Source organism: Nonomuraea sp. ZG12, assembly GCF_052068115.1.
GTDB lineage: Bacteria > Actinomycetota > Actinomycetes > Streptosporangiales > Streptosporangiaceae > Nonomuraea.
The window spans coordinates 196,540-220,359 of the sequence record NZ_JBQHCW010000001.1; the positions used below are offsets into that span (position 1 = coordinate 196,540).

Genomic DNA, 23,820 nt, shown 5'->3' on the forward strand with positions numbered 1-23,820 from the left:
GTGAACGGAAGGTGACAAACCTCCCTTCTCGGGACGACAGGGAGCCCCAAGCGGCCTCTAGGGAGCCTTCTCCCGCCAGCGGTTGGTGATGGGCAGGCGGCGGTCCCGGCCGAAGTTCTTGGGGGTGATCTTCGGGCCCGGCGGATACTGCCTGCGCTTGTACTCGGCCCCGTCCACCAGCCCGATCACCCGCGTCACCAGCTCCGGGTCGTGCCCGGCTGCGATGAGCTCGCGCGAGCCCATGTCCTTCTCCACGTAGTCGTCGAGCAGCAGGTCCAGCACCTCGTAGGGCGGCAGCGAGTCGGTGTCGAGCTGGTCGGGGCGCAGTTCGGCGCTCGGCTCCTTGGTGATGGAGTTCTCCGGGATCGGCCGGGCGGCCTCCAGCAGGAACGTCGGGTCCGTGTGCGTGTTGCGCCATCGGGCCAGCTCCCACACCATGAGCTTCGGCACGTCCTTGATGGGTGCGAAGCCGCCGGCGGAGTCGCCGTACAGGGTGGAGTAGCCGGTCGCCAGCTCGCTCTTGTTGCCGGTGGTGAGCACCAGGTGGCCGTGCTCGTTGGACAGTCCCATGAGGATCATGCCGCGGACCCTGGCCTGCAGGTTCTCGGCCGCGAGGCCGGACAGCCCGATCTCCTTCTCGAAGGCGGCGACGATGTCGGCGATCGGCGCCACCTGGGACGTCACCCCCTGCCTGCGCACCAGCTCCTCGGCGTCGGCGAGGGAGTGGGCGGAGGAGTAGCGCGAGGGCATCAGCACGACGTGCACCCGGGAAGGCCCGATGGCGTCGGCGGCGATGGTCGCGGTGAGCGCCGAGTCGATGCCGCCGGACAGGCCCAGGATCACCGACCGGAAGCCGTTCTTGGCGACGTAGTCACGGACCGCGAGGACCAGCGCCGAGTAGACCTCGGCCTGCGTGTCCAGCGGCTCGGCCAGCCGCGCGGGCTCGGGCAGGTACGGGGCGACCGGGTCGTGCGACAGCACGAGCCGCTCGACGGTGATGGTGGATCCGTCGCCCGCGTCGTACGGGAACGTGCCCGGCTCGGCGGTGGAGACGGGCAGGTCGAGGTCGGCGACCAGCAGCTCCTCCCGGAACTGGGCGGCCCGCGCGAGCAGCTCTCCCGAGGCGTCCACCACCAGGGAGTCGCCGTCGAAGACCAGCTCGTCCTGACCGCTGACCTGGTTGACGTAGACGAGCGCGCAGCCGGCCTCGCGCGCCCTGCGCGCGCACAGCTCCAGCCGGACGTCGTCCTTCTCCTTCTCGTACGGCGAGGCGTTCGGTACGACCAGCAGCCCGGCTCCGGCCTGGCCCACGACGGAGACCGGGCCGCCCTCCTGCCAGAGGTCCTCGCAGACGGCGATCGCCACGTCCACCCCGTGCAGCCGGAAGATCGGCAGCCGGTCGCCGCGGACGAAGTAGCGGTACTCGTCGAAGACGCCGTAGTTGGGCAGGTGGTGCTTGGCGGTGCGGGTGACCACCCGGCCCTGGTGGAGCACGGCGGCGGCGTCGAGGGGGGCGCCCTTGGGCTGGCCGACCCGGGGGGCGCGGTTGGCCCGGTCGACGTAGCCGACGACCACGGGCAGCTCGCCGAGCCCTTCCCGCTGGAGCCTGACGGCCACCTCGTCCAGGGCCGCGATGCTGGCGTCCACGAACGAGGTGCGCAGCACCAGGTCTTCCACGGGGTAGCCGGTGAGGAACATCTCGGTGAACACCACCAGGTGGGCGCCGCGTTCGGCGGCGTCACGGGTCCAGGTGATCAGCCGGTCGGCGTTGCCGGCCAGGTCGCCGACGGTCGGGTTCGTCTGTGCCAGGGCAATGCGCAGTTGTGCCACGGGAAACAGCCTAGTACGACCTCGTTTTTATCGTCAAAGCGACGAAAAGTGTGCTCATCGCGTGGCGACGGCCCCCGGGGTCACCAGCCCGGACTCGTAGGCGGCCACCACGAGCTGCGCCCGGCCGAACAGGCCGAGGTGATCGAGCAGGAGGCGCACCGCCTCGGCGACCTCCGGCTCGGGCAGGGACAGCGTCTGCCCGATCTGCCGGTTCGTCAGCCCGCGCGCCACCAGTTTCAGCAGGTCGAGCCGGGCCTCCGACAGCCCGGCCAGCGCCGGGGGAGTCCCGGGGTCCATGCGCCCGGCGAAGCCCGAGATGAGCCGGGTGGTGACCGCCGGGTCGATGAGCGCGTCCCCGGCCGCGGCGGCCCGGATCGCGGCGACCAGCTGCTCGGGGGGCGAGGTCTTGAGCACGAAACCGCTGACGCCCGCGCGCAGCGCCGCGTACAGGTTCTCGTCGCTGCCGAAGGTGGTCATCATGATCACTTTCGGCGGGTTCTCGTCGGCGAGGATGCGGCGCGCGGCGGCCAGCCCGTCCAGGTGCGGCATCTGGATGTCGAGCAGCACCACGTCCGGCCGGGTGGCGCGGACCGCCGCGATGGCCTCCTCGCCGTTCGTCACCTCACCGGCCGGCTCCAGGCCCGCCTCGGCGCTCAGCACGACCTTCAGCCCGGCCCGTACCAGCGCCTGATCGTCGGCCACCAGCACCCGCAACGGCCTGCCGCCGCCCGGCCGGGCCGTTGCGGGCGGCTCCTGCACCCGCTGGGGCTCCTGCACCCGCTGGGCCAGCATGTCGCTCTCCAGGCGGCGCAGCGCGCCCGTCAGGTCCAGCCCGAGCTCCTCGCGCCAGGCGGTGCGGGCCCGCCGCAGCGCGCCGAGCGCGTCGCCCTGCCGTCCTGTCCGGTAGAGCGCCAGGGCCAGCAACCGCCAGGCCTCCTCCCGCAGCGGATGGCCGGCCGCGTGCGCCTCCAGGTCGGCCACCAGCGCGGTCGCCCTGCCCATCGCCAGGCCGGCGTCCGCCCGGCGCTCCACCGCGATCAGCCGCAGCTCCTCCAGCCTGGCCGCCTCCGTCGCCGCCCAGTGCAGCTCGGCGAACTCCGCCAGCGCGGGTCCCCGCCAGAGCCCCAGCGCGCTCTCCATGGCCGCCCACACCTCGGCGGCGGGCCCGTCGGTCTTGACCAGGCTCTGGAACCACCATGAGTCCACCTGCTCGGGCCGGGCGCGCAGGGCGTACCCGGGAGCCGCCGAGACGAGCACGGCGGCCTCCTCGCGCGGCGCCCGGCCGGGTTCGAGCGCGCGGCGCAGCCGGGAGACGTACCCCTGGATGGTCGACAGCGCCTGCGCGGGCGGATTGCCCGGCCACAGTTCGTCGATGAGGGTGCTCACCGGGACGGCGTGGCCGTGGGCGACCAGCAGGCGCGCGAGCACCGCCCGCTGGCGCTGGCCGCCGAGGTCGAGCGGGTCGCCGTCGGTCCAGGCCTGGAACGGTCCCAAAGCAGTGAAGGTCAACATCGTAGGCGCAAGCGTAGAGCCCCTGCGAGGTCCTGGTAAATGGGGACTTATCCAGGCCGGAGCCCGGTCAGCGCCGCCTGATCGCCGGCCCCAGCGCCAGCATGCCGGCGGTCGCGACCAGCCCGATCACCCCCGTGGTGAACCACAGGGCCCGCGGCCCGCCCGCCTCCAGCAGACCGCCGCCGAGCAGCGGCGCCAGCACCGCCGCGACCGACCAGGCGAACCCGAACAGCCCCGAGTACCGCCCGCGCAGGTGCGGCGGCGCCAGCCGGGCGAGGATCGTGCCCGCGATCCCGGCGGTGACGACCTCACCCGCCGTCCACACCGCGATCGTGGCCGCCAGCCAGAACGTGGTGCTGACGAAGGCCGTCAGCGCGAACCCGGCGCTCATCACGGCGATGCCCAGCGCCAGCGTCCTGACCGGGTCCCTGCGGCCCAGCCAGCCGGAGACCAGCGGCTGCACGATCACGATCAGCACCCCGTTCAGCGCCATGGCCAGGCCGAACTGCGCGGGCGTCAGGCCCACCCCGCCCGCCTTGTCCGTCATGGCCATCGGCAGCGTGGTGAACGTCTGGGAGTACAGCAGCGCGTTGCCCAGGATGACCAGCGTGAACCCGACCATCAGCCGGTCGCGCAGCACCTCCGCGAACCCGCCCGCCTCCGTCTTCCCCTCGGGCCTGGTCTCCGGCACCGCCCGCCAGACCAGGACGGCGAACGCCACGCAGCTCACCGCGTCCACCCAGAACAGCCAGAGGAACCCGGCCTGCGCCAGCCATCCGCCCGCCGTCATGCCCACCGAGTAACCGAGGTTGATCGCCCAGAACAGCAGCCCGTACGCCCTGGGCCGCTCCTCCGGCGAGATCAGGTCCGCGACCAGCGCGTTCGAGGCGGGCCGGTAGGCGTCGGCCACCAGGCCGAGCAGGAACATCGAGGCCAGGATGGCCGGCAGCGTGGTGCTGTAGCCCAGCGCCAGCATCGCCGCGGCGGTGGCGAGCATGCCGCCGGCCAGCGTCGCCCGGCGGCCGATCCGGTCGGCCAGCACCCCGGCGAACAGCTGCGACACCAGCGAGCCCGCGCCGAACAGGGCCATCACCAGCCCGGCGGCGGCCACCGAGAGCCCACGGGCCTGGGTCAGGTAGACGCCGGTGAACGGCATGACCATGGTGCCCAGGCGGTTCACCAGCGTGCCGCCCCACAGGGCCCAGAACGGGCGGGGGAGCCCGCCGAAGGAGGAACGCAGGAAGGACGGCTTGACGACGGTACTTGTCACCCGCCAAGGGTGATGTGCCCCGGTTTTGCGTGGCGAACGATTTAGCTCACACTAAAACCCATGACGGTGACCTGGGATCTGACACCGGAGCACGTGGCCCGCATCCGGTTCGCCTTCTCCCCGATGTGGGAGCTCGTGGCCAGCCTGCGCACGCTTCAGGACCCGGCCAGGCAGTCGATCCACCTGCCGTGGATCAAGTGCGTGCGCCCTCGCCTGGCCGGCCTCGACCTGACCGAGCTGTACGCGCTGGTGCCCGCGACCGGCTACCTGGCCGACTTCCTCACCCCGCCGCCAGACACGCCGCTGCCGGACTTCGCCGCCGAGCTCGCCCGCGTCCGGCGGACCTCGCCCGAGCTGGCCGCCGAGGAGGCCGCGCGTGTCGAGGGAGCCGATCCGGCCGTCATCGAGCGATTCAGGGCCGACCCGGCGGCCGGTGTGGCCCGGGTCGCCGACGCGCTGGCGGCCTACTGGGAGGCGTGCTTCGCCGAGTTCTGGCCGCGCGTCTACGGCCTGCTGGAGCGCGACGTGTTGCGCAGGTCACGGCAGCTCGCCCAGGGCGGCGCCCGCGAGCTGTTCGCCTCGCTCGACCCGGCCGTGACGTGGACGGGGGACCGGCTGCTCGTCGACCGGCCGTACTGCGAGGCGGGCGGCCTGCACGGCGACGGCCTCGTCCTGGTGCCGACCGCCTTCTACTGGCCGTCGGTGGCGGTCATGACCGCGCCGTACCAGCCGATGCTCGTCTATCCGGTGCTCGGCGTCGGCACCCTCTGGCAGCAGGGGCCGCCGCCCGCGCCCGGCGCGCTGGCCGCGCTCATCGGCGGCAGCAGGGCGCGGATCCTGCTCGCGCTCGCCGAGCCGAGCACCACCTCGGCGCTGGCCGGGCGGATGTCGCTCACGCCAGGCGCCGTCAGCCAGCACCTCGGCGTGCTGCGCGACAGCGGGCTCACGGTCGGGATGCGCGTCGGCAAACAGGTCGTCTACCGCCGCACCCCGACCGGCGACGCGCTCGCCGGATCTCAGGTGTAGCGGCTGGACTCCATCAGCCAGTCCAGGTGGGCGCGCGGCGCGGCCAGGTAGGCGCACGCGACCTTGCTCACGTCCCTGGCCGTACGCGGCGCGAGATCGTCCAGCGGCAGCTTCCTGGCGGCCTGCTGCATGTCACGGCAGCGCTCGGCGATCCGGTCGAGCACCCAGGACACCGCCTCCCGCTCGCCCAGCCCCAGCTCGTGCCTGGCGATCACCACGAGGTTGTGCGCGTCACCGCGCTCCTTGGGCCGCGAGGCCACGTCGTTGCACCACGCGGTGACGTCACTGCAGGAGTTCACCAGCTCCTGCCACGGCTCCGAGCGGTGCACCCACGCGGGCACCTCCACCCGCAGGCACGGCTCGACCAGGTCGTAGAGGTAGGGGCCCACCGTCCCCCTGCGCAGCGCCGGGTACTCCGCCAGCGTCGGGATCGTGCCCGACACCCGGTTGGCCGCCTCGGTGCGGCAGGCGTAGTGCTGACGCTGCAGGCTGACCGCGAACCGCCGCCGCCACTGGTCGCTCATCCGCGAGCTCGTCACCCGCCACAGATCCGCGAACGCCGCCTCCAGCGGATGGGCGCAGGCGCCCTCCAGCATCCCCTGGAACACCTCCAGCGGACACGGCCCCTCGTCCAGCTCGTCGTCCAGATGGAACAGCCACGTCAGCCACTGCGCGAACAGCGCCGCCGCCGCGGCGTCGAACTCGGCGAACGCCCGGCCCGCCATCCGGTGGAACCCGACCCCCTGGTCGGCCCGCAGCCCCGTCCTGCGCGCCCAGTCGATGACCGCCGCCTCGATCGCGTAGACCGCCGGATGCATCCGGCACGGGGCGGCCATCGCCGGCACCCGCTCGGTCAGCGGCAGCAACGCCAGAGCCGCCGAGCCGCCCCGGCGCGGCAACGGCAGCAGCGGCTTCCAGTGCAGCACGGACCGCAACGCGGACCGTACGGAAGCGATCACCGTGGTGCTCCCCGCGGTAGTCACAGCGGTCCGTAAAGCCAGTTGCCGACGGCGGCCGGGTCGTCGCCGACGTAGAACTCCCCGGCGGCCAGCACCAGCTCCTCCACGGTCAAGACCCCCCTGCCCGTACGGTCCAGCCGGTCGAAGGCGACGTCCACGTCGTCGTAGGCGGTGCCGAACGCGGCCAGCATCGTACGGAACTCGCCCGGCCCGATCAGGCCGTCCCGGTCCCCGTCGCACAGCTCCGCCACGGCCACCACGGCCGGACGGAACACCGTGTCGTACCGGTCGCCCTCGACGAACGCCGCCGTCATGGCCTTGCGGAAGTCCTCGCGCGACATGCCGAGGTCCGTGTCGCCGCCGAGTGTGCCGGACAGCGCCGCCCAGATCCCGTCGAAGCTGTCGACGAGGCTGCTGCCGGTGACCGACGTGGGTGACTCCCCGAAGCCCACCAGGATGCGCGCGCCCAGCCCCAGCAGGTCCTCGCGCTCCACGACCCCCTTACCGCCTGCGTCGATGTGGTCGAAGGCCCGATCGAGCTTGTGATTGAGCAGGTCGATAGCCACCAATGCCTCCCCCGAGACTGACTGCGTGATCACAGTAAGTGTGGGCGGGCCCTTTGTCAGGGAGGCTCGCACCGGCACCCCCCGTAACCTGTGCGAAACACGGACACGGCATGCTGATATGAGACCCGTACCAGCCGTCACGAGGGGACGCCGTGGACCGCCAGCAGGAGTTCGTGCTCCGCACACTTGAGGAACGCGACATCCGGTTCATCCGGCTCTGGTTCACCGACGTGCTCGGTTTCCTCAAATCCGTCGCCATCGCGCCCGCCGAGCTCGAAGGCGCCTTCGCCGAGGGCATCGGCTTCGACGGCTCGGCCATCGAGGGCTTCGCGCGCGTCTACGAGGCCGACATGCTGGCCAAACCGGACCCGTCGACCTTCCAGATCCTGCCGTGGCGCAGCGAGACGCCCGGCGCCGGTCGCATCTTCTGCGACATCCTCATGCCCGACGGCTCGCCGTCACACGCCGACCCGCGCTGGGTGCTCAAGCGCACCCTCGCCAAGTGCGCCGACATGGGGTTCACCTTCTACACCCACCCGGAGATCGAGTTCTTCCTGCTGAAGAACCGCCCGGAGGCCGGGCAGCGCCCCGAGCCGATCGACTCGGGCAGCTACTTCGACCACACCCCGCACAGCTCCGGCCACGACTTCCGGCGCCAGGCGATCATGATGCTGGAGTCGATGGGCATCTCGGTCGAGTTCAGCCACCACGAGGGGGCGCCCGGCCAGCAGGAGATCGACCTGCGCTACGCCGACGCGCTCACCACCGCCGACAACATCATGACCTTCCGCCTGGTCATGAAGGAGGTCGCGCTGGAGCAGGGCATCTGGGCCTCCTTCATGCCCAAGCCCTTCACCGAGCACCCCGGCTCCGGCATGCACACCCACATGTCGCTGTTCGAGGGTGACCGCAACGCCTTCTACGAAGCCGGCGCCGACTACCAGCTCTCCAAGATCGGCCGCTCGTTCATCGCCGGCCTGCTCCGGCACGCCGCCGAGATCACCGCGATCACCAACCAGTGGGTCAACTCCTACAAGCGGCTGTGGGGCGGCGCCGAGGCGATCGCCGGCCAGGGCGGCGAGGCCCCCTCCTACGTGTGCTGGGGCCACAACAACCGCTCGGCCCTGGTCCGGGTGCCGATGTACAAACCGCACAAGGGCGGCTCGACCCGCATCGAGTTCCGCTCGCTGGACTCCGCCTGCAACCCCTACCTCGCCTTCGCGCTCATCCTGGCCGCCGGCCTCAAGGGCATCGAGGAGGGCTACGAGCTCCCGCCGGCCGCCGAGGACAACGTGTGGACGCTGACCAGCGCCGAGCGCCGCGCCCTCGGCATCCGGCCGCTGCCGCAGTCGCTCGACGACGCGATCGCGGTCATGGAGCAGAGTGAGCTCGTGGCCGAGACGCTGGGGGAGCACGTCTTCGACTTCTTCCTGCGCAACAAGCGCACCGAGTGGAACGACTACCGCCGCCAGGTCACCGAGTTCGAGCTGGGCCGGTATCTTCCGGTGCTGTAGGACCGGGTCAGCGCCGCTCGTCGTCGGGGCCGGGCACGGCCGGCAGGGACTCGGCGCCGCCTTCGAGCAGCCGGGCCATGTCGGTCGAGCGCGGGAGCATCGTCTTCTCGTAGCCGCGCACGGCGTCGTCGACGGTGGCGGAGCGGGCGAGTGCTCCCACGTGTGCACGGCGCCCCGCAAGGGCGTCGAGCGCAAGGTCGCGGCGTCGGAGGAGTAGCGCCGCGACGATCCGCGTAACGGCGCTCTCCCCGCGGGCTCTCAGCCCGGCGACAGCGCTGCCGCGGTGCGGCTCAGGTGCCGGACGAGAGCGTCGGCCGCGGCGGCGGGGTCGCGGGCGAGCGCGGCCTCCTCCAGGCGGCCGTGCTCCTCGGTGGCCGAACGGCTGGGCGCGCGGTGGCTGGACCAGCGGCGGGCCAGCTCGCTCGCCGTCCACATCCGGTCGAAGGTGTCGAGCAGGACGGAGTTGCCGCAGCCCTCCAGCAGGGCGCGGTGGAAGCCGCGGTGGGCCTCGGACCAGGCGTCGCTGTAGTACTCGCCCTCCTCGGGCGCGAACGCCGGAGTGCGCGTCAGCCTGTGGTGGGCGGCGCGTACGCGGGACTCCCACTCGACGTCGCCGCGCTCGATCGCCATGCGCAACATGGCCGATTCGACGGTCAGGCGGGCCTCGGTGAGCTCCTGCCAGCGGCGGTCGGAGAAGGCCGGCACGGCGAAGCCGCGGTTGGGCAGCCGGTTGGCGAGCCCCTCACCCACCAGGCGCACCAGGGCCTCGCGCACCACGGCCAGGCTGACCCCCTGCTCCTTGGCGAGTTCCTGCGGCTTGAGGGGATCTCCCGGCGAGTAGGCCCCGTGCAGGATGGCCTCCCGAAGCCGGGCGTGAACCTGCTCCGAGAGCATCTGCTTCCCCGGCAAGCCAGGGCCACCGACCGTCTGCGTCACGGCCACATCCTAACCCGCTGATAGATAATCGATTATTCATGCTATGATCGATCATATCCCCACCTGAGGAAGGACGTACACGATGAGCGGCAACGACCCCTTCGCCCGCCTGCCCGAGGCGGCGGCCTTCGCCGTCACCAGCACCACCCTGACCGACGGCGCGGCCCTGCCCTCGGCGCAGATGTCCGCCGGCGTCCCCGGCGGCGAGGACATCTCCCCGCACCTGTCCTGGAGCGGAGCCCCCGAGGGCACCAAGAGCTACGCCGTGACCGTCTACGACCCCGACGCCCCCACCGGCTCCGGCTTCTGGCACTGGGCCGTGGCCGACATTCCCGCCACGGTCACCGAGCTGCCGGCGGGCGCCGGCGACGACACCGGCTCCGGCCTGCCCGAAGGCGCCTACCAGCTGCCCAACGACGCCCGCGTCGCCCGTTTCATCGGCGCCGCGCCGCCCGCCGGCCACGGCGCCCACCGCTACTTCGTCGTGGTGCACGCCCTGGACGTCGAGCGCATCGGCGTCCCGGCCGAAGCCACTCCGGCCTACCTGGGCTTCACCATGGCCGGCCACATCCTCGGCCGCGCGGTGCTGACCGCCACCGCCGAGATCCCGGCCTGAGCCGTCGCACGGAGGCGGCCTCGGTGAGCGTACGTCGGCTCATCGACACCACGGAGATGTACCTCCGTACGGTGTTCGAGCTTGAGGAAGAAGGCATCGTCCCGCTGCGGGCCCGGCTGGCGGAGCGGCTCGCCCAGGCGGGCCCGACGGTCAGCCAGACGGTCGCCAGGATGGAGCGGGACGGCCTGCTGCACGTGGCCGGCGACCGGCGGCTCGTGCTCACCGGGACGGGCCGGACGCTGGCCACCCGGGTGATGCGCAAGTACAGGCTGGCCGAGTGCCTGCTCGTCAGCGTGATCCGGATGCCGTGGGAGGAGGTGCGCGACGAGGCGTGCCGCTGGGAGCACGTGATCTCCGAGTCGGTCGAGCGGCGGCTTCACGAGCTGCTCGGCCGCCCGGATCGGTGCCCGCACGGCAACGTCATCCCCGGCCTTGACGAGCTCGTCGCGGACGCCGGTGGGACTCGGGCGGCGGTCACGTCTCTGGCGCGGGGGGTGTGTCCCATATCGGGGGGATGAGGACGGTGTGCATGCGTCGCAGTTCGCCGCGGTGCAGTGCGCTCGGGCGGGCCAGGACTCGTTCCCCCTCGGGGGTCAGCGTCACCCGCACCGCGCGGCCGTCGGTGGGATGCGCGCTGCGGCGGACGAGTCGTTGCGTCTGGGCGCGGCTGACCAGTCCGACCACGCTGTGGTGGCGCAGCAGCAGGCGGTCGGCGAGCTCCTGGACGGTCGCCCAGTCACGGCCGGGGAACCCCTTCAGGGCCAGCAGCAGCTGATACTGCTGCGGGGCGAGACCGGCGCTGCGCACCGCCTCCTCGCTGAAGCGCAGGTAGCTGCGGATCCCGAAGCGGAACCGGGCCAGCGCCCCGAAATCCTGCTCGGTCAGGGCCCCGGCCTCCGCTGCCGATTCGCCCACGTCGAACCCCTCCCCAGTGTCGCGCATGAGCCCGCTGCGACGCGTGACCTGTGCCGACGAGCCCCTGGATGCCAGTTTATATCGTGCTACGATAGAAATCGTCCAGGTAGTGGGCAAGGAGGTGCGTCGTGCTCGATGACCACGAACGTGAAACGCTGAGTGAGATCCAACGCCGGCTGCTGGGCGAGGACCCGAAGTTCGCCCAGTCCTTCGACGCCGACGCGCGCCAGCTGCGCAAGGCGGCGCCCGACCTGTCCAGACGGACCTACACCACCATGCTGGTCATCACCTCGGGGTTCGGCGTGACCTTGCTGCTGGCCGGATCGCCGTTCATCGCCCTGCTGTTCGCCGTGCTGACCATCTGGGTCTGGCACGCGCGCTCGCTCCGCCTGGAGAGCGACCGCGAGCAGTCCTGAGACGTCAGGCGCCGCTCGGACGGCCCGCGACGAGCGGGGCGTCCACCCCCACCCGGCCGAGCTCGCCGTCCCGTCCGGCGAGCTCGGCGGCGCGGTGACGCCGGCCGGCGGCGAGGGCTGACGAGCCGCACAGGGTGACCCTGGTCACTTTGGGATGGAAGTCACCTGGTGGCAACTTCGGCCCCGTATCTTTTACCGATCACCCGGATCCGGCCGAGACTCCGGGGCCGCACGGCGTGGTGGAGCGTTCCTTACGTCGGCGGGTGTGGGCCGGGAAGCTTCGGGCAGGTTTGTCGCGTTATGCCGTAGGTCGGAGCCCTGGCGCTGACTGATCAACCGATCCGATAAAATCGGCCCATTCAAATTAATATTTCCGGACTTTACGCCTCTCGCGGCGTTATAGGAGGGTGTGGCATGACGACGGCTGCCCTGCAGACCGTGTTGACCGTTCCCGAGCGGTTCCGGGGACCGGTAGGAGTCGCCAACGGCGGCTGGCTGGCCGGCACCCTCGCGGACGCTCTCAATGGCAAACGATCAGCGGTCGAGGTCACGCTGCACGCGCCCACGCCCCTGGAGAGCGAGCTACGCCTGGAGCACGTCGCCAACACCGTGGCCCTCTACGACGGCGACAAGCTGCTCGTGGAGGCCATCCCGGTGGCCGAGGAGGTGACGCCGCCCCCGTTCGTGACCTTCACCGACGCGGCCCGCGCCGAGGCCGGGTTCGCCGGTCACCACGGGCACTCCTTCCCCGAGTGCTTCGCCTGCGGGCTGCGTGAGCCGGGCGACGGGCTGCGCATCTTCCCCGGCCCCGTGAACAGGGACAGCGACAGTGACGGTGGCCTGGTCGCCGCCGGCTGGCGGGTGCCGTTCGCGGTCGCCGACGAGGACGGGGTGCCGGCCTCGATCGTGGGCGCGGCGCTCGACTGCGTCACCGGCTGGGCGCATTTCGGCCCGGGGGAGTCGGCCCTGCTCGGCCGCCTCGCCCTGGAGTTCCACCGCGAGGTGATCCCGGGCGGCGTCTACTCCATCGTCGGCCAGGCCACCGGCCGCGAGGGCCGCAAGCTGTTCAGCAAGAGCGCCGTGTACGAGGTGGACGGCAGTCTCGTGGCCGCCGCCCGCGCCACCTGGATCGCTCCACGCTGAAAAGTCAGGCAAAATCAGCACATATGCGAATCACTGTCGTCGAGCACGAGGCCGCCGCCGGGCTCGGCAACCTCGGCCGCTGGCTCGGCCTGCCCTGTGACGTCGTCAGGCCGTACCTGGGGGAGGAGATCCCCGAGCGGGCGCGGGACGGTCTGATCGTGCTCGGCGGCGAGGCCGCCGCGTGGGAGGACGAGCGCTTCCCCTGGCAGCCCGCCACCCGCGACCTGCTGCGCCGCAGTGTGGACGACGGCACCCCGACGCTGGCCGTCTGCCTGGGCGCGCAGCTCATGACCATGGCCTGCGGCGGCACGGTCGAGCGGGGCGGTGCCGGGCTGGAGGTCGGCGCGTGCGAGGTGTTCGCGCTGCCCGCCGCCGCCTCCGACCCGCTGTTGTCGGGGGTCGGCGCCGCCGTCGCCGTGCAGTATCACCGGGACGCGATGACCCGGCTGCCCGACGGCGCGGTGCCGCTGCTGACCGGGACCCGCTACCCCCACCAGGCCTACCGGCTCGGCCCGGCGGCCTGGGCGGTGCAGTTCCACCCGGAGGCGACCCCGGAGATCTTCGCCTCGTGGACGGCCGGTTCGGGCCTCGACTCGGCTCAGGAGCTCAACGACGGTGTACGGGCCGCCGCGGGCGCGTTGGAGGCCACCTGGCGGCCGATGGCCGAGGCCTTCGCCGACGTGATCCGGGAAACGGCGCGAAGCGGCGCTGCCTGACCCGGAATCCGTCGCCCGCCCGCACCGGGAACGGCACCGGGGACTGTCAAGATGGAGGGGTGCCCAGGATCGAGTCCACCGCAGCCCGCCTCGCCCGACTCGGATTCGCCGACGCGGCCGGCGCCGCCCGGCTGGTCGAGCGGGCGGGGGTCGACCTCGACGGCCTGCTCGAATCGCTGGTCGCGGTGCCCGATCCGGCCCTGGCGCTGGCCTCGCTGACCCGGCTGGCCGAGCGGGAGCCCGCCGCCCTCGACCGGCTGCGCGCCGACGACGGGCTCAGGGAGCGGGTGCTCGCCCTGCTCGGCGTGAGCGCCGCCCTCGGCGACCACCTCGAACGCCATCCCGAGCACCTCGACCTGCTGGCCGTGCCCACGCTGACCGAGCATCGGGCGGCGCTGCTGCGCGCGGTCGGCGCCGAACCCGACGCGGCCGAGCCGCGCGCGTCCGCCGCGGACCCGCTGATCGCCTTGCGGGTCGCCTACCGGGGGCGGCTGGCGCACGTGGCCGCCCGCGACCTGACCGGACAGGCCACGCTGCCCGAGGTCACCGCCGAGCTGTCCGACCTCGCGGGCGCGGCCCTGGAGGCCGCGCTGGCCATCGCGCGCGCCGAGGTCGACGAGGGTGCGGCGGACGGCGAGGTACGGCTCGCGGTCGTGGGGATGGGCAAGTGCGGCGCTCGCGAGCTCAACTACATCAGCGACGTCGACGTGATCTTCGTGGCCGAGCCGCGCGAGGGCGCGGACGAGACCAAGGCGCTGCGCGCCGCCACCCGGCTGGCCCAGGCCATGATGCGCGCGTGCACGGCCGCCACCCCCGAAGGCTCGCTGTGGGAGGTGGACGCCGGGCTGCGGCCCGAGGGCCGGTCCGGGCCGCTGGTGCGCACGCTGGCCAGCCACCTGGCCTACTACCGGCGCTGGGCCAAGACCTGGGAGTTCCAGGCGCTGCTCAAGGCCCGGCCCGTCGCGGGCGACCCGGAGCTGGGCGCCGCGTACGTCGAGGAGGTCAACGAGCTCGTCTGGTCGGCCGCCACCCGCGACAACTTCGTCGAGGACGTGCAGGCCATGCGCCGCCGCGTCGAGGCGCACGTACGGTCCGAAGGGGAGCGGCAGATCAAGCTGGGGCCCGGCGGGCTGCGCGACATCGAGTTCGCGGTGCAACTGCTGCAGCTCGTGCACGGGCGGCTCGACCCGCTGCTGCGCCGCAGGGCGACGCTGTCCGCGCTGGCCGCGCTCTCCCGTGGCGGGTACGTCGCCCGCGACGACTCACGCAGCCTGGCGGAGGCCTACTCCTTCCTGCGGAAGGTCGAGCACCTGCTGCAGCTGCACCGGATGCGCCGCACGCACGTCCTGCCCACCGACGCCGACGACCTGCGCAGGCTGGGCCGGGCGCTGGGCATGCAGGTGGATCCGGTGGGGGAGTTCACCTCGCGGTGGCGGCGGCACGCCATGGAGGCGCGGCGGCTGCACGAGAAGCTGTTCTACCGGCCGCTGCTGCAGGCGGTGGCCCGGCTGCCCGACAGCGAGGCCCGGCTGTCCACGGCGGCGGCCGCCGCCCGGCTGCGCGCGCTCGGTTACGTCGACCCGGACGGCGCGCTGCGCCACATCGCCGCCCTGTCCACGGGGGTGTCCAGGCGCGCCTCCATCCAGCGGACGCTGCTGCCGGTCATGCTCGGCTGGTTCGCCGACACGCCGGACCCGGACGCGGGGCTGCTGGGCTTCCGCCAGGTCAGCGACAAGCTCGGCACCACGCCGTGGTACCTGCGGCTGCTGCGCGACGAGACCGCGGTGGCGGCGCGGATGGCCCGCGTGCTGGGCACCAGCCGGTACGCCACGGGGCTGCTCACCAACGCGCCGGAGGCCGTCGCGCTGCTGGGCGGGGACGAGGAGCTGGCCGTACGGTCCTCCGGTGCGCTGCTCGGCGAGGCGTCGGCCGCGGTGTCCCGGCACGGTGACGACACCGAGACGGCGGTGGCCGCCGTCCGGGCGCTGCGCCGCCGGGAGCTGTTCCGCATCGCCGTAGCCGATATTTCCGGACTTATCGATATAGAGCGGGTCGGGGTGGCGCTGTCGTCGCTCAACGACGTGACGATCCAGGCCGCGCTCGACGCCGCCCTCGGCAAGGTGTCGGCCGAACGCCGCGCGCCGTTGCCGACCAGGTTCGCGGTCATCGCCATGGGCCGGCTGGGCGGCATGGAGTCCTCCTACGCCAGTGACGCCGACGTCATGTTCGTGCACCAGCCGCTGCCGGACGCGGCCGAGCGCGAGGCCACCGACGCGGCCTTCGCGGTCGCCAACGAGCTGCGGCGGCTGCTGGCGCTGCCCGCTCCCGACCCGCCGCTGCTCATCGACCCCGACCTGCGCCCCGAGGGCAGGCAGGGCCCGCTGGTCCGCACCCTGGCCTCCTACCGCGCCTACTACTCCCGCTGGTCCTCGCCGTGGGAGGCGCAGGCCCTGCTGCGCGCCCGGTTCTCGGCCGGGGACGCCGAGCTGGGCGCGGCCTTCGTCGCCGGGATCGACGAGCTGCGCTACCCGGCCGGCGGCGTCACCGACAGCGCCCTGCGCGACATCAGGCGGCTCAAGGCCCGCATGGAGGCCGAACGGCTGCCCCGCGGCGCGGACCCCGCGCTGCACACCAAGCTCGGCCCCGGCGGGCTGTCGGACGTCGAGTGGGTGGCGCAGCTCCTGCAGCTCCGCCACGCCGGGACGACGCCGTCCCTCCGCACCACCCGCACCCTGGAGGCGCTCCGCGCCGCCACCGCCCACCAGCTCCTCGACCCCGCCGACGCGGACGAGCTGGCCCGCGCCTGGCGCTTCGCCTCCCGGATCAGGGACGCGATCATGCTGGTCAAGGGCCGGCCGGGAGACAGCGTGCCCGCCGACACCCGCGAACGCCGCCTGATCGCGCAGACCCTCGGCTACCCGCCCGACGGCTCGGAGGACTTCCGCGACGACTACCGCCGCGTCACCCGCCGCGCCCGGCAGGTCGTGGACCGCGTCTTCTATGGCGCTTGATGAGAAATGTCACCGATCGGCTGCGCAGAGTGCTCTGGGGGGTGTATCAAGGCGCGGGGTGATCACACTTGTTATCCACGTACATCGATCTCGCGCTCGGCCTGATCCTGCTGTTCCTGCTGCTGTCGCTGCTGGTCAGCGGCCTGAACGAGGCATTCGTGCGGGTGCTGTCCATCCGCAGCAAGTTCCTGTGGGCGTACCTGCGCGACACGCTCGACGGCGGTGACGCGCAGGGGAGGTCGTGGCTGCCGTCCGGGGTGCGCGAGGTGTTCGGCTCGCTGCCGTTCCTGCGCGACCCGCGACCGGCGCACGACTCACGGCCCGCGCCCAGCCAACTGCCCGAGATGCCGGAGCGGGAGGACAAGGCCCAGGACGCGATGACGATCCTGCTGTACGAGCGGGTGCGGGAGATCGACCACCCGAAGCGGGGCCGGACCAGCATCGCCGACCTGCCGCCCGAGAGGTTCTCCGTCGCGATGATGGAGATGGCCGCCCGCGAGCCGGGCGGCGTCGAGGGGCTGCTGGAGAAGCTCAAGGCCATGAACAGCCCCCTGTACGGCCACCTCAAGGGCGTGTGGGAGACGGCGCAGCGCGACCTGGACCGCTTCAGGCAGGGCGTCGAGGGGTGGTTCGACAGCGAGATGCAGCGGTTGTCGATGCTCTACCGGCGTTACGTCAAGTGGGTGGTCGCCGCCCTGGGGCTGCTGGTGACGCTGCTGTTCACCATGGACGGGCTCGAATACACCAAGACGCTGCTGCGGGACAACGGCTTCCGCGCCTCCGTCACGGCCGTCGCCGAGGCCGGGCCGGACGCGTACAACGAGCTCAAGGCGCGCTGCGAGCAGAGCGACCCCGTGCCGTGCATCACCGAGACGCTCAGCCAGCCCGCCCTGCTCAAGGTGCTCGACCAGGGGATTGTCCGCATCGCCCTGCCCGCGGAAGGCGACCCGTCGATCACCTGGAACGGCGGCGCGTGGTGGGACCGGCTCACCACGCCCAGCCACTGGCCCGGCTTCCTGCTGACGTACGTGGCCTTGCTGTTCGGCGCCCCGTTCTGGTGGGACCTGTTCCGGCGCGTCACCGGCATCCGCTCCCGGCGGTAGTCCGTACAGCGGCTGATCCGTTAGCGTGCTTCGGATGGACACTGAGCGGTTGATCATGCGCAGATGGCGGGAGAGCGACCGCGAGCCGTTCGCGGCCATGAACGCCGACCCCGAGGTGATGGAGCACTTCCCCAGCCCGCTGACCAGGGCGGAGAGCGACGCGTTCGTCGACAAGATCGAGTGGGGCTTCGGCGAGTACGGCTACAGCCTGTGGGCGCTGGAGGTGCGTGAGACCGGCGACTTCATCGGGTTCGCCGGGTTGTTGCTGCAGACGTTCGAGGCGCCGTTCACGCCGGCGGTGGAGGTCGGCTGGCGGCTGGCCCGGCACGCCTGGGGGCACGGTTACGCGACGGAGGCCGGTGCGCGGGCCCTTGAGTACGGCTTCACGGAGGCCGGCCTGGAGGAGATCGTCTCCATGACCGCCCGGCTCAACGCGCGCTCCCAGGCGGTGATGGAACGGCTGGGCCTGGCCCGCGACCCCGCCGACGACTTCGACTTCCCCCGCCTCCCCGACGGCCACCCGCTGCGCCCGCACGTCCTCTACCGGATCAGCCGCGCCCGGTTCACGCCACGCTTGCGACCAGGGCGTTGACGTACTGGATGACGTGCGGGGACGTCACCGGCGCACATGTGTCCAGGTGCCGTGTGGGGCCGCGCGCAGGAGCGCGGACAGGCCCGCTTCGTGGAAGGCCAGTTTCAGGTCGGCCAGTCCCTCGGAGAAGTGGGCCCAGCCGTCGTAGTGGGCCGGGATCACGAGATCCGCGTCCAGGACGGCCGCGGCGGCCGCTGCTCGTCGGCTGTCGAACGACAGGGGCCGCCCGCCGAACTTCGCGGGTACGCGGGCCGCTCCGGCGTGGAGCAGGGCCACGTCGATGTCCGGGAGGCGACGGGAGATCTCCGTCACGGTACGGATGGAGGCGTTGTCGCCGCTGACGTAGATCGTGGGGAGTCCTGGACCGGAAAGGACGAACCCGGTGACCTCGCAGTTGACGTTGCCGTCGGCATCGCGATCGCCGTCCTCGGGGCCGTGGACGGCGGGGACGGCGAGGACGGTGAGATGGCCTGCGCCGTCGCCGCGAAGCACGCGGTGGCCGTTCCAGGGGGCGAGGCCGATCGCGGGGGAACCGAGTCGCGCCGCGGTGAGCGGGCCGGTGATGACCAGTGGGGCGGTTTCGGCGCACACGCGTCCACGCTCGTCCAGGTTGTCCGGGTGCAGGTCGTGGCTGACCAGCACCAGGTCGATCGCGCCCAGGGCGTCCGCGGCGACAGCGGGACCCGCCGTCTTCGTCAGGTACCCATGCGGTCCGGCATCGTCGAAGGTGGGGTCACTGACGATGCGCAGGCCGCCGATGTCGATGACGGCCGTGGGCCCACCCAGGATGGTGATCGCGCATTCCTGCCGTGGCAGCCTTGGCGTGGTCATGCCGACCTCACTTGACGGTCTCGATCGGGGTGCGTCGCAGCACTGCCTTACGGCCGGCGGACGGCACGAACCGCCGCCGGCCGGTGGCGGTGACGGCACGCGAGATGGGCGCGCTCACGACGGCAGTTCGGCCCCGGCCTGTTCGCGCACCAGGTAGTCGGCGTACCAGTCCGGCCAGTCGGGGTCTTCGGCGCCGGTGCGGGCCTCGTGCTCGCCGTGCGCGGCCGCGGCGCGGCGCAGCGCGGCCGCGAGGTCGGATGCCGAGGTGAACGTGGTGACCGACGGGTCCAGCCGTCCCGGGAGCCGGGTGGTGACCTCCTGCAGGACCCAGCCGTTGCCGTCGGGGTCGCTGAACGACAGGAACGAGCCGTAGCTGCCGCGCTGCGGATCCGGACCGGGCACCCGGGCGTCGGTCCCCGCGTGGTGGAACACGCCGCCGGCGTCGTGGAAGACATCGCTCGGGTCCGCGCCGAGCCGCTTGAGCTCGTCGTAGGCGGCTTCGATGTCATGGACGATCAGATGAAGGCCCTGAGCCGAGCCCGGCGTCTGGGAGGTGACCGACGTGCCGAAGATGACCGAGGCCGGCGAGCCGGGCGGGGTCACCTGCACCACCCGGAAGTCCTCGCCGGTGGTGACGTCGGCGTCCAGCCGCCAGCCCAGCGCCGTATAGAAGTCCTTGGCCCGGTCGACGTCCGCGACCGGCACCACGACGATTTCGAGTTTCATGTCCATGACCTGTGCCTCCTCCGCTCGCACCCGAGGCACGATGCGATTCGTGCAATTTGCCCGCAGGCGACCCACGGGAAACTCACTGTCGTCCGAGGTCAGGGTGCGTCGCCGGCGAAAGGGCGGCCCGTAGGCTCGATCCTGAACAGGGCTGAGAGCCGAGGAGCACGGCACCGGGCCGCCGCGGTCCACGCGGCCCGTGTCCGGTTCTGGGTGGCAGTGTCCGCTCGACGAGGACGAGGGGTAGCAGTGAACGATCTGTCGGAGAACATCGTGGTCGTCATCGGGGGAACCTCCGGCATCGGGCTGGAGACGGCCCGCCAGGCCCACACGGCCGGTGCGAAGCTCATCCTCACGGGTCGTGATCAGGGGCGGCTCGCCGCCGCGCGTGACGAGCTCGGCGCGTCCACCGCGACCCTCGACCTGGCCGATGCCGACGGGCTGCGCCGGTTCTTCGGCGAACTGCCCGCACAGGTCGATCACGTGCTGGTCAGCGGGAGCGGCCCCGCCTACGCAACGATCGCCGAGATGGACTTCGACCAGGCGCGGGCCGTGCTCGACGAGCACCTGCTGGGATCGCTGCGTATCGCGCGGGAGTGCGCCGCCCGTGTCCGCCCCGGCGGATCGCTGACGTTCATCACCGGCACTCACGCCCGCCGCCCCGGCGTCGGGCTGAGCCTCGCGGCCATCGGGGCCGCCGCGCTGCCCGCCATCACGGCGAACGCCGCGCTCGAACTCGCCCCGATGCGGGTCAACGCGATCGCCGCCGGGTTCGTCGACACCCCGCTGTCGGCACGCCTGCTCGGCGACGAACTCGAGCGGCGCCGAGAGCGGCTGCGCACCACGCTGCCGATCCAGCGGGTCGTCGGACCGGCGGACGTGGCGGCGCTCGCCCTGCACCTGATGACCAATACGGCGCTCACCGGGGCGACCTACGATGTGGACGGCGGCCAGCAGCTCGTCCCCTGAGCCTCCACCCCGTCGGGGACGAGCGTCGTGCGGCTCGGCCTCAGGGCGTGCATGCGAGCCCCGCTGTTCCGGCGGCACGTATGGGGCGGACGCGTACGGTGTTGCGTACGGGGTCGCCGTCCTGGTCGTCGGTGTACTCGGTGATCTTCACGTAGCCGTGTTCGTCGTAGACGCGGTCCAGCTCCGGGCTGCCGGCCCAGTGGTCCAGGGCCAGCGCGGGAGCGTTGTGCGCCTGGGCCAGACGGCCGGCCTCGTCGAGCAGGGCGGTGCCGACGCCGTGGCCGCCGGGGCCGCGATCCGTCAGCACGGTGTGGATGAACAGGGACCCTGCGGGCACGACGCCGGCCGGGACTCGCGGCGGGACCATGGGCGCCGCGGCCATCATGCCGACGCATCGGCCGTCTCGTTCGGCCAGGGTGATGACGCCTTGGGCGGTCCAGTCGGCGAGCCGGTCGGCGAAGCCGGGGATGCGGGAGAACGGCACGGTGCCCCACTGCTGGGGGCGGCCTCGGGCGATGAGCCACGCGTGGACGGCGTCCATCAGGGTCAGCAGGGCGGCGACATCGCCGGTCGTCGCCGGTCGCAGGCAGGGGGAAGGACATGACATGACGGCCTCCAGGAGAGTTAGACTGTACCCGATTGATTCAACTTTCTAAGGATTAGATTGTCAAAGCAATCCAGGATTCAGAACGTCACCAGGGCCGTTCAGGAGCTGCAGGACGCCACCGACCTCATCGACGAGCTGGCGGCCCGGCGCCTCGGCATCAACCGCACCGACCTGAGGTGCTTGAGCAGGCTGACCGCACGCGGCCCGCTCACCGCGAGCGAGCTGGCGGCCGCGGCCGGTCTCACCGGAGGGGCCGCCACCACCGCCATGGACCGCCTGGAGCAGGCCGGCCTGGCCGAACGGGTCCGCGACGCGGCCGACCGGCGTCGTGTCCTGGTTCACCTGACCGAGCCGGGCGAACGGGCCGTTCAGGAGATCTGGGGCCCGATCGCGGCCGACGCCCAGGCTGAGCTGCTCCGGTTCAGCGCTGCCGAGCTCGAGGTCATCGAGATCTTCCTGGGCCGTGCGCTGGACAATCAGGCCCGTCACGCCGACCGTCTGCGCGAGGAGAGCGCCGGCCCCCGCTGAGGGGGACGGCGCTCTCAGGCGGGGCCGCCGAGGCGGGTCAGGAGCACAGCGCGGTGTCGAGGGCCTTGTTGACCTTGTCCGCCGCCGCCTGGGTCGTGGGCAGGGCGGTGACGGCGATCGTGGCCGCGCGGCCGTCCTCGGTGATGCCGGTACGGGTCTCGTAACCGTCGATGTCGCCGCCGTGGCCGTAGGCGTACCCGCCGCAGCTCAGCTTGATCTTGAGCAGGCCGAGCCCGTACGTCCAGCCGGCGGGGAAGCCGGGGGCCTTCATGGTGTCCTTCATCTGCTTGAGCTGCGCCGGCTTGAGCAGCTTGCCGTCCATCAGCGCGGCCAGGAAGAGGTTGAGGTCGCTGGGCGTGCCGATGAGCTGACCGGCGGCCCAGCCCCAGGACGGGTCCAGCCGGGTGACGTCCGCCAGGGACTCGGCGGCCTGCTTGCCGGGCTTCTTGGCGGCGTACCCGCTGGGGTGCGGCCCGCGAATGCCCTCCTCACCGATGCCGGGCCAGTAGGTGCCACGCAGTCCGGCCGGCTTGATGATCCGCTCGGTGATCTCCTCGCCGATCGGCCGCCCGGTCACCTTCTGGATGAGCAGGCCGAGGGCCACATAGCCGGTGTTGCTGTACGCCCAGCCCTTGCCGGGGGCGAAGTCCGGCTTGTGTGCCAGCCCGGTGTCGAGCAGCACGTGCGGCTCGGTGTACCTGTGCTGGATCTTGAAGATCGACGGCATGCCGGCGGTGTAGCTGTGCAGGCCGCTGGTGTGCTGGAGAAGCTGCCGGGTGGTGATCTCGCGGCCGTCGTTGCCCTTGCCGCGGATCAGCTTGGGCAGGTACTTCTCGACCGGCGCGTCCAGCTTGATCTTGCCCTCGCCGGCCAGCTGCAGCGCGACCACGGCGGTGAACATCTTGGTGTTGCTGGCGATGCGTACCTGCCCGTCGACGGGAACCTCAGCCTTCGTCTTCAGGTCGCCCACCCCGGCGGTGTAGTCACGCACGCGCCCGTCGGCGTCGCGCACCGACGCCAGGGCGCCGGGGAGCTCACCGCCGCGGACCACCTTGTCCAGGCTGCTCTGCACGGCGTCGTCGGAGCCGTTCTTACGCACGGTGCCGGCGCTCGCCGGAGCGGCGAGGGCCATGCCGCCCAGCACGGCGACGGCCAGGGCGACGGCCAGAGCCGGCCGGCCGCGACGGGTGCCGGACGGGGGCTTGACGGTGGGGTGCGACATCGGGGACTCCCTGCTTGACGACTCGTTGAGCGATGTCACCAGCATGTCGGCGCGCCGCCTGATGATCGATCCCGCCAACTGGAGAACAGAGGTACAGCCAGCGCTACCGCCCCCGTGCCGCTCGTGACGGGCGCCGTCACAACCGCCCGGAACCGTTGAAGATCAGCACGAACCCCCCATTGACGGCCTCGCTGACGTGCGCCACGCGACCGGCTGCCCCGAGGTCGGTCGCGACGAATCCGGCAGCGCCGAGGGTGCTCCTTGCGAGGTGGTACGGCGAGCGCCGTGGCGGCTGTCCGGATGCGGACATTCGAGGGCGCGGGCGGCCGACCAGGAGCATGCTTGGAACGTCCCAAACGCCCCATCCATCTGGAGCCGCGCCATGGGTTACCCCCCGAACCCGCAGGGCCCGTACGGTCAGCCAGGGCCGTATGAGCCGCAGCCGTACAGCCAGCCGTACATGCCGGCGCCGATGTCGGGGCCGCAGTACGCGCCGGTGCGGTACACGCAGGTCAAAGAGCGCGGGTTCAACCCGATCACCTTCGGGGTGCACGCCTGCCTGTGGTTCTTCCTGCACTGGTGGCTGGCCCTGTTCACGATCGGACTTTGGCTGCTCGTGGCGATTCCGGTGACGTTCATCGGCTGGCGAGTGACCCGGACCGTGCCGGTACAGCAGGTCCAGCAGTCGCCCTATCCGCCGCACGCCGGCTGGTAGGAACGTCGGTCAGGAGGGCGCGTGTCGCCCCCCCATGACCGTCCACGGCGCCAGGCACGGGAACGGCCCCGGCATCGATCAAGACGCCGGGGCCGTT

25 protein-coding genes and 1 pseudogene are annotated in these 23,820 nt (G+C 72.1%); 13 read left to right on the top strand and 13 right to left on the bottom strand.

Annotated elements, in window-relative coordinates:
* Positions 1 to 57: 57 nt before the first annotated feature.
* From ACTMTF_RS00800 to ACTMTF_RS00810, 3 genes are all read right to left on the bottom strand, one after another.
* Positions 58 to 1,830 (bottom strand): NAD+ synthase, encoded by a 1,773-nt coding sequence (locus tag ACTMTF_RS00800; protein WP_441108757.1) that lies wholly within the window; start codon positions 1,828 to 1,830, stop codon positions 58 to 60.
* A 54-nt stretch (positions 1,831 to 1,884) separates the two neighbouring features.
* A complete protein-coding gene (locus ACTMTF_RS00805) occupies positions 1,885 to 3,342 on the bottom strand; it encodes a BTAD domain-containing putative transcriptional regulator (RefSeq protein ID WP_441108758.1) in 1,458 nt (485 codons plus the stop codon).
* A 67-nt stretch (positions 3,343 to 3,409) separates the two neighbouring features.
* On the bottom strand, positions 3,410 to 4,612 hold the full coding sequence (locus ACTMTF_RS00810) for an MDR family MFS transporter (RefSeq protein ID WP_441108759.1): 1,203 nt from the start codon (positions 4,610 to 4,612) through the stop codon (positions 3,410 to 3,412).
* Between the two features lie 60 nt (positions 4,613 to 4,672).
* Here ACTMTF_RS00810 and ACTMTF_RS00815 point away from each other — a divergent pair, with 60 nt between their 5' ends.
* Positions 4,673 to 5,638 carry a DUF5937 family protein gene (locus ACTMTF_RS00815; protein WP_441108760.1) on the top strand — a complete coding sequence of 322 codons (966 nt, stop codon included), beginning with the start codon at positions 4,673 to 4,675 and terminating at the stop codon, positions 5,636 to 5,638.
* On the opposite strand, the gene ACTMTF_RS00820 is transcribed toward ACTMTF_RS00815, so the two are convergent.
* Both ACTMTF_RS00820 and ACTMTF_RS00825 read right to left on the bottom strand, forming a co-directional pair.
* Entirely contained in the window at positions 5,629 to 6,597 is a 969-nt protein-coding gene (locus ACTMTF_RS00820) for a terpene synthase family protein (RefSeq protein WP_441108761.1), read from the bottom strand. The genes ACTMTF_RS00815 and ACTMTF_RS00820 overlap by 10 nt on opposite strands.
* Positions 6,598 to 6,617: 20 nt before the next feature.
* On the bottom strand, positions 6,618 to 7,163 hold the full coding sequence (locus tag ACTMTF_RS00825; RefSeq protein WP_441108762.1) for an EF-hand domain-containing protein: 546 nt from the start codon (positions 7,161 to 7,163) through the stop codon (positions 6,618 to 6,620).
* Between the two features lie 152 nt (positions 7,164 to 7,315).
* Here ACTMTF_RS00825 and glnA point away from each other — a divergent pair, with 152 nt between their 5' ends.
* Positions 7,316 to 8,677, top strand: coding sequence for a type I glutamate--ammonia ligase (gene glnA / locus ACTMTF_RS00830; RefSeq protein ID WP_441108763.1), 1,362 nt, complete (start codon positions 7,316 to 7,318; stop codon positions 8,675 to 8,677).
* Between the two features lie 7 nt (positions 8,678 to 8,684).
* Here glnA and ACTMTF_RS00835 read toward each other — a convergent pair whose 3' ends face one another.
* Together ACTMTF_RS00835 and ACTMTF_RS00840 are read right to left on the bottom strand one after the other, a co-directional pair.
* Positions 8,685 to 8,837: a hypothetical protein gene (locus ACTMTF_RS00835; RefSeq protein ID WP_441108764.1), complete on the bottom strand. Its 153-nt coding sequence runs from the start codon at positions 8,835 to 8,837 to the stop codon at positions 8,685 to 8,687.
* 98 nt (positions 8,838 to 8,935) lie between these two features.
* Complete coding sequence (locus tag ACTMTF_RS00840; protein WP_441108765.1) at positions 8,936 to 9,613, bottom strand: GntR family transcriptional regulator; 678 nt, start codon at positions 9,611 to 9,613, stop codon at positions 8,936 to 8,938.
* Positions 9,614 to 9,695: 82 nt separating this feature from the next.
* Here ACTMTF_RS00840 and ACTMTF_RS00845 point away from each other — a divergent pair, with 82 nt between their 5' ends.
* Complete coding sequence (locus ACTMTF_RS00845) at positions 9,696 to 10,229, top strand: YbhB/YbcL family Raf kinase inhibitor-like protein (protein WP_441108766.1); 534 nt, start codon at positions 9,696 to 9,698, stop codon at positions 10,227 to 10,229.
* Between the two features lie 23 nt (positions 10,230 to 10,252).
* Positions 10,253 to 10,672: pseudogene (locus tag ACTMTF_RS00850) on the top strand (metal-dependent transcriptional regulator); the annotation flags it as partial.
* A gap of 31 nt (positions 10,673 to 10,703) precedes the next feature.
* On the opposite strand, the gene ACTMTF_RS00855 reads toward ACTMTF_RS00850, so the two are convergent.
* Positions 10,704 to 11,171, bottom strand: coding sequence for a MarR family winged helix-turn-helix transcriptional regulator (locus ACTMTF_RS00855; protein WP_441108767.1), 468 nt, complete (start codon positions 11,169 to 11,171; stop codon positions 10,704 to 10,706).
* Positions 11,172 to 11,272: 101 nt separating this feature from the next.
* Here ACTMTF_RS00855 and ACTMTF_RS00860 point away from each other — a divergent pair, with 101 nt between their 5' ends.
* Complete coding sequence (locus ACTMTF_RS00860; RefSeq protein ID WP_397001299.1) at positions 11,273 to 11,560, top strand: DUF3040 domain-containing protein; 288 nt, start codon at positions 11,273 to 11,275, stop codon at positions 11,558 to 11,560.
* A 4-nt stretch (positions 11,561 to 11,564) separates the two neighbouring features.
* Here ACTMTF_RS00860 and ACTMTF_RS00865 read toward each other — a convergent pair whose 3' ends face one another.
* Positions 11,565 to 11,708, bottom strand: coding sequence for a hypothetical protein (locus ACTMTF_RS00865; RefSeq protein ID WP_441108768.1), 144 nt, complete (start codon positions 11,706 to 11,708; stop codon positions 11,565 to 11,567).
* Positions 11,709 to 11,974: 266 nt separating this feature from the next.
* Here ACTMTF_RS00865 and ACTMTF_RS00870 point away from each other — a divergent pair, with 266 nt between their 5' ends.
* The 5 genes from ACTMTF_RS00870 to ACTMTF_RS00890 all read left to right on the top strand — a co-directional run bounded on the left by ACTMTF_RS00870 (position 11,975) and on the right by ACTMTF_RS00890 (position 18,125).
* Positions 11,975 to 12,703 (top strand): hypothetical protein, encoded by a 729-nt coding sequence (locus ACTMTF_RS00870; RefSeq protein WP_441108769.1) that lies wholly within the window; start codon positions 11,975 to 11,977, stop codon positions 12,701 to 12,703.
* Between the two features lie 23 nt (positions 12,704 to 12,726).
* On the top strand, positions 12,727 to 13,419 hold the full coding sequence (locus tag ACTMTF_RS00875; protein WP_441108770.1) for a type 1 glutamine amidotransferase: 693 nt from the start codon (positions 12,727 to 12,729) through the stop codon (positions 13,417 to 13,419).
* Between the two features lie 59 nt (positions 13,420 to 13,478).
* Positions 13,479 to 16,430 (top strand): bifunctional [glutamine synthetase] adenylyltransferase/[glutamine synthetase]-adenylyl-L-tyrosine phosphorylase, encoded by a 2,952-nt coding sequence (locus ACTMTF_RS00880; RefSeq protein WP_441108771.1) that lies wholly within the window; start codon positions 13,479 to 13,481, stop codon positions 16,428 to 16,430.
* Between the two features lie 68 nt (positions 16,431 to 16,498).
* Positions 16,499 to 17,533 (top strand): hypothetical protein, encoded by a 1,035-nt coding sequence (locus ACTMTF_RS00885; RefSeq protein ID WP_441108772.1) that lies wholly within the window; start codon positions 16,499 to 16,501, stop codon positions 17,531 to 17,533.
* 34 nt (positions 17,534 to 17,567) lie between these two features.
* Positions 17,568 to 18,125, top strand: a complete 558-nt coding sequence (locus tag ACTMTF_RS00890; RefSeq protein ID WP_441108773.1) for a GNAT family N-acetyltransferase — start codon at positions 17,568 to 17,570, stop codon at positions 18,123 to 18,125.
* A gap of 24 nt (positions 18,126 to 18,149) precedes the next feature.
* Here ACTMTF_RS00890 and ACTMTF_RS00895 read toward each other — a convergent pair whose 3' ends face one another.
* Positions 18,150 to 18,956, bottom strand: coding sequence for an MBL fold metallo-hydrolase (locus ACTMTF_RS00895; protein WP_441108774.1), 807 nt, complete (start codon positions 18,954 to 18,956; stop codon positions 18,150 to 18,152).
* Positions 18,957 to 19,070: 114 nt separating this feature from the next.
* Positions 19,071 to 19,682 (bottom strand): VOC family protein, encoded by a 612-nt coding sequence (locus ACTMTF_RS00900; protein ID WP_441108775.1) that lies wholly within the window; start codon positions 19,680 to 19,682, stop codon positions 19,071 to 19,073.
* Positions 19,683 to 19,931: 249 nt separating this feature from the next.
* On the opposite strand from ACTMTF_RS00900, the gene ACTMTF_RS00905 reads away from it, so the two are divergent.
* A complete protein-coding gene (locus ACTMTF_RS00905; protein ID WP_441108776.1) occupies positions 19,932 to 20,651 on the top strand; it encodes an SDR family oxidoreductase in 720 nt (239 codons plus the stop codon).
* Between the two features lie 40 nt (positions 20,652 to 20,691).
* Here ACTMTF_RS00905 and ACTMTF_RS00910 read toward each other — a convergent pair whose 3' ends face one another.
* A complete protein-coding gene (locus tag ACTMTF_RS00910) occupies positions 20,692 to 21,258 on the bottom strand; it encodes an N-acetyltransferase family protein (protein WP_441108777.1) in 567 nt (188 codons plus the stop codon).
* Positions 21,259 to 21,315: 57 nt separating this feature from the next.
* On the opposite strand from ACTMTF_RS00910, the gene ACTMTF_RS00915 reads away from it, so the two are divergent.
* Positions 21,316 to 21,786 (top strand): MarR family transcriptional regulator, encoded by a 471-nt coding sequence (locus ACTMTF_RS00915; RefSeq protein ID WP_441108778.1) that lies wholly within the window; start codon positions 21,316 to 21,318, stop codon positions 21,784 to 21,786.
* A gap of 37 nt (positions 21,787 to 21,823) precedes the next feature.
* Here the strand turns inward: ACTMTF_RS00915 and ACTMTF_RS00920 are convergent, their stop codons facing one another.
* The gene (locus ACTMTF_RS00920; RefSeq protein WP_441108779.1) at positions 21,824 to 23,008 is read right to left on the bottom strand and encodes a serine hydrolase domain-containing protein; all 1,185 of its coding nucleotides are present in this window, start codon (positions 23,006 to 23,008) and stop codon (positions 21,824 to 21,826) included.
* 382 nt (positions 23,009 to 23,390) lie between these two features.
* On the opposite strand from ACTMTF_RS00920, the gene ACTMTF_RS00925 reads away from it, so the two are divergent.
* Entirely contained in the window at positions 23,391 to 23,723 is a 333-nt protein-coding gene (locus ACTMTF_RS00925) for a hypothetical protein (RefSeq protein ID WP_441108780.1), read from the top strand.
* Positions 23,724 to 23,820: the final 97 nt, after the last annotated feature.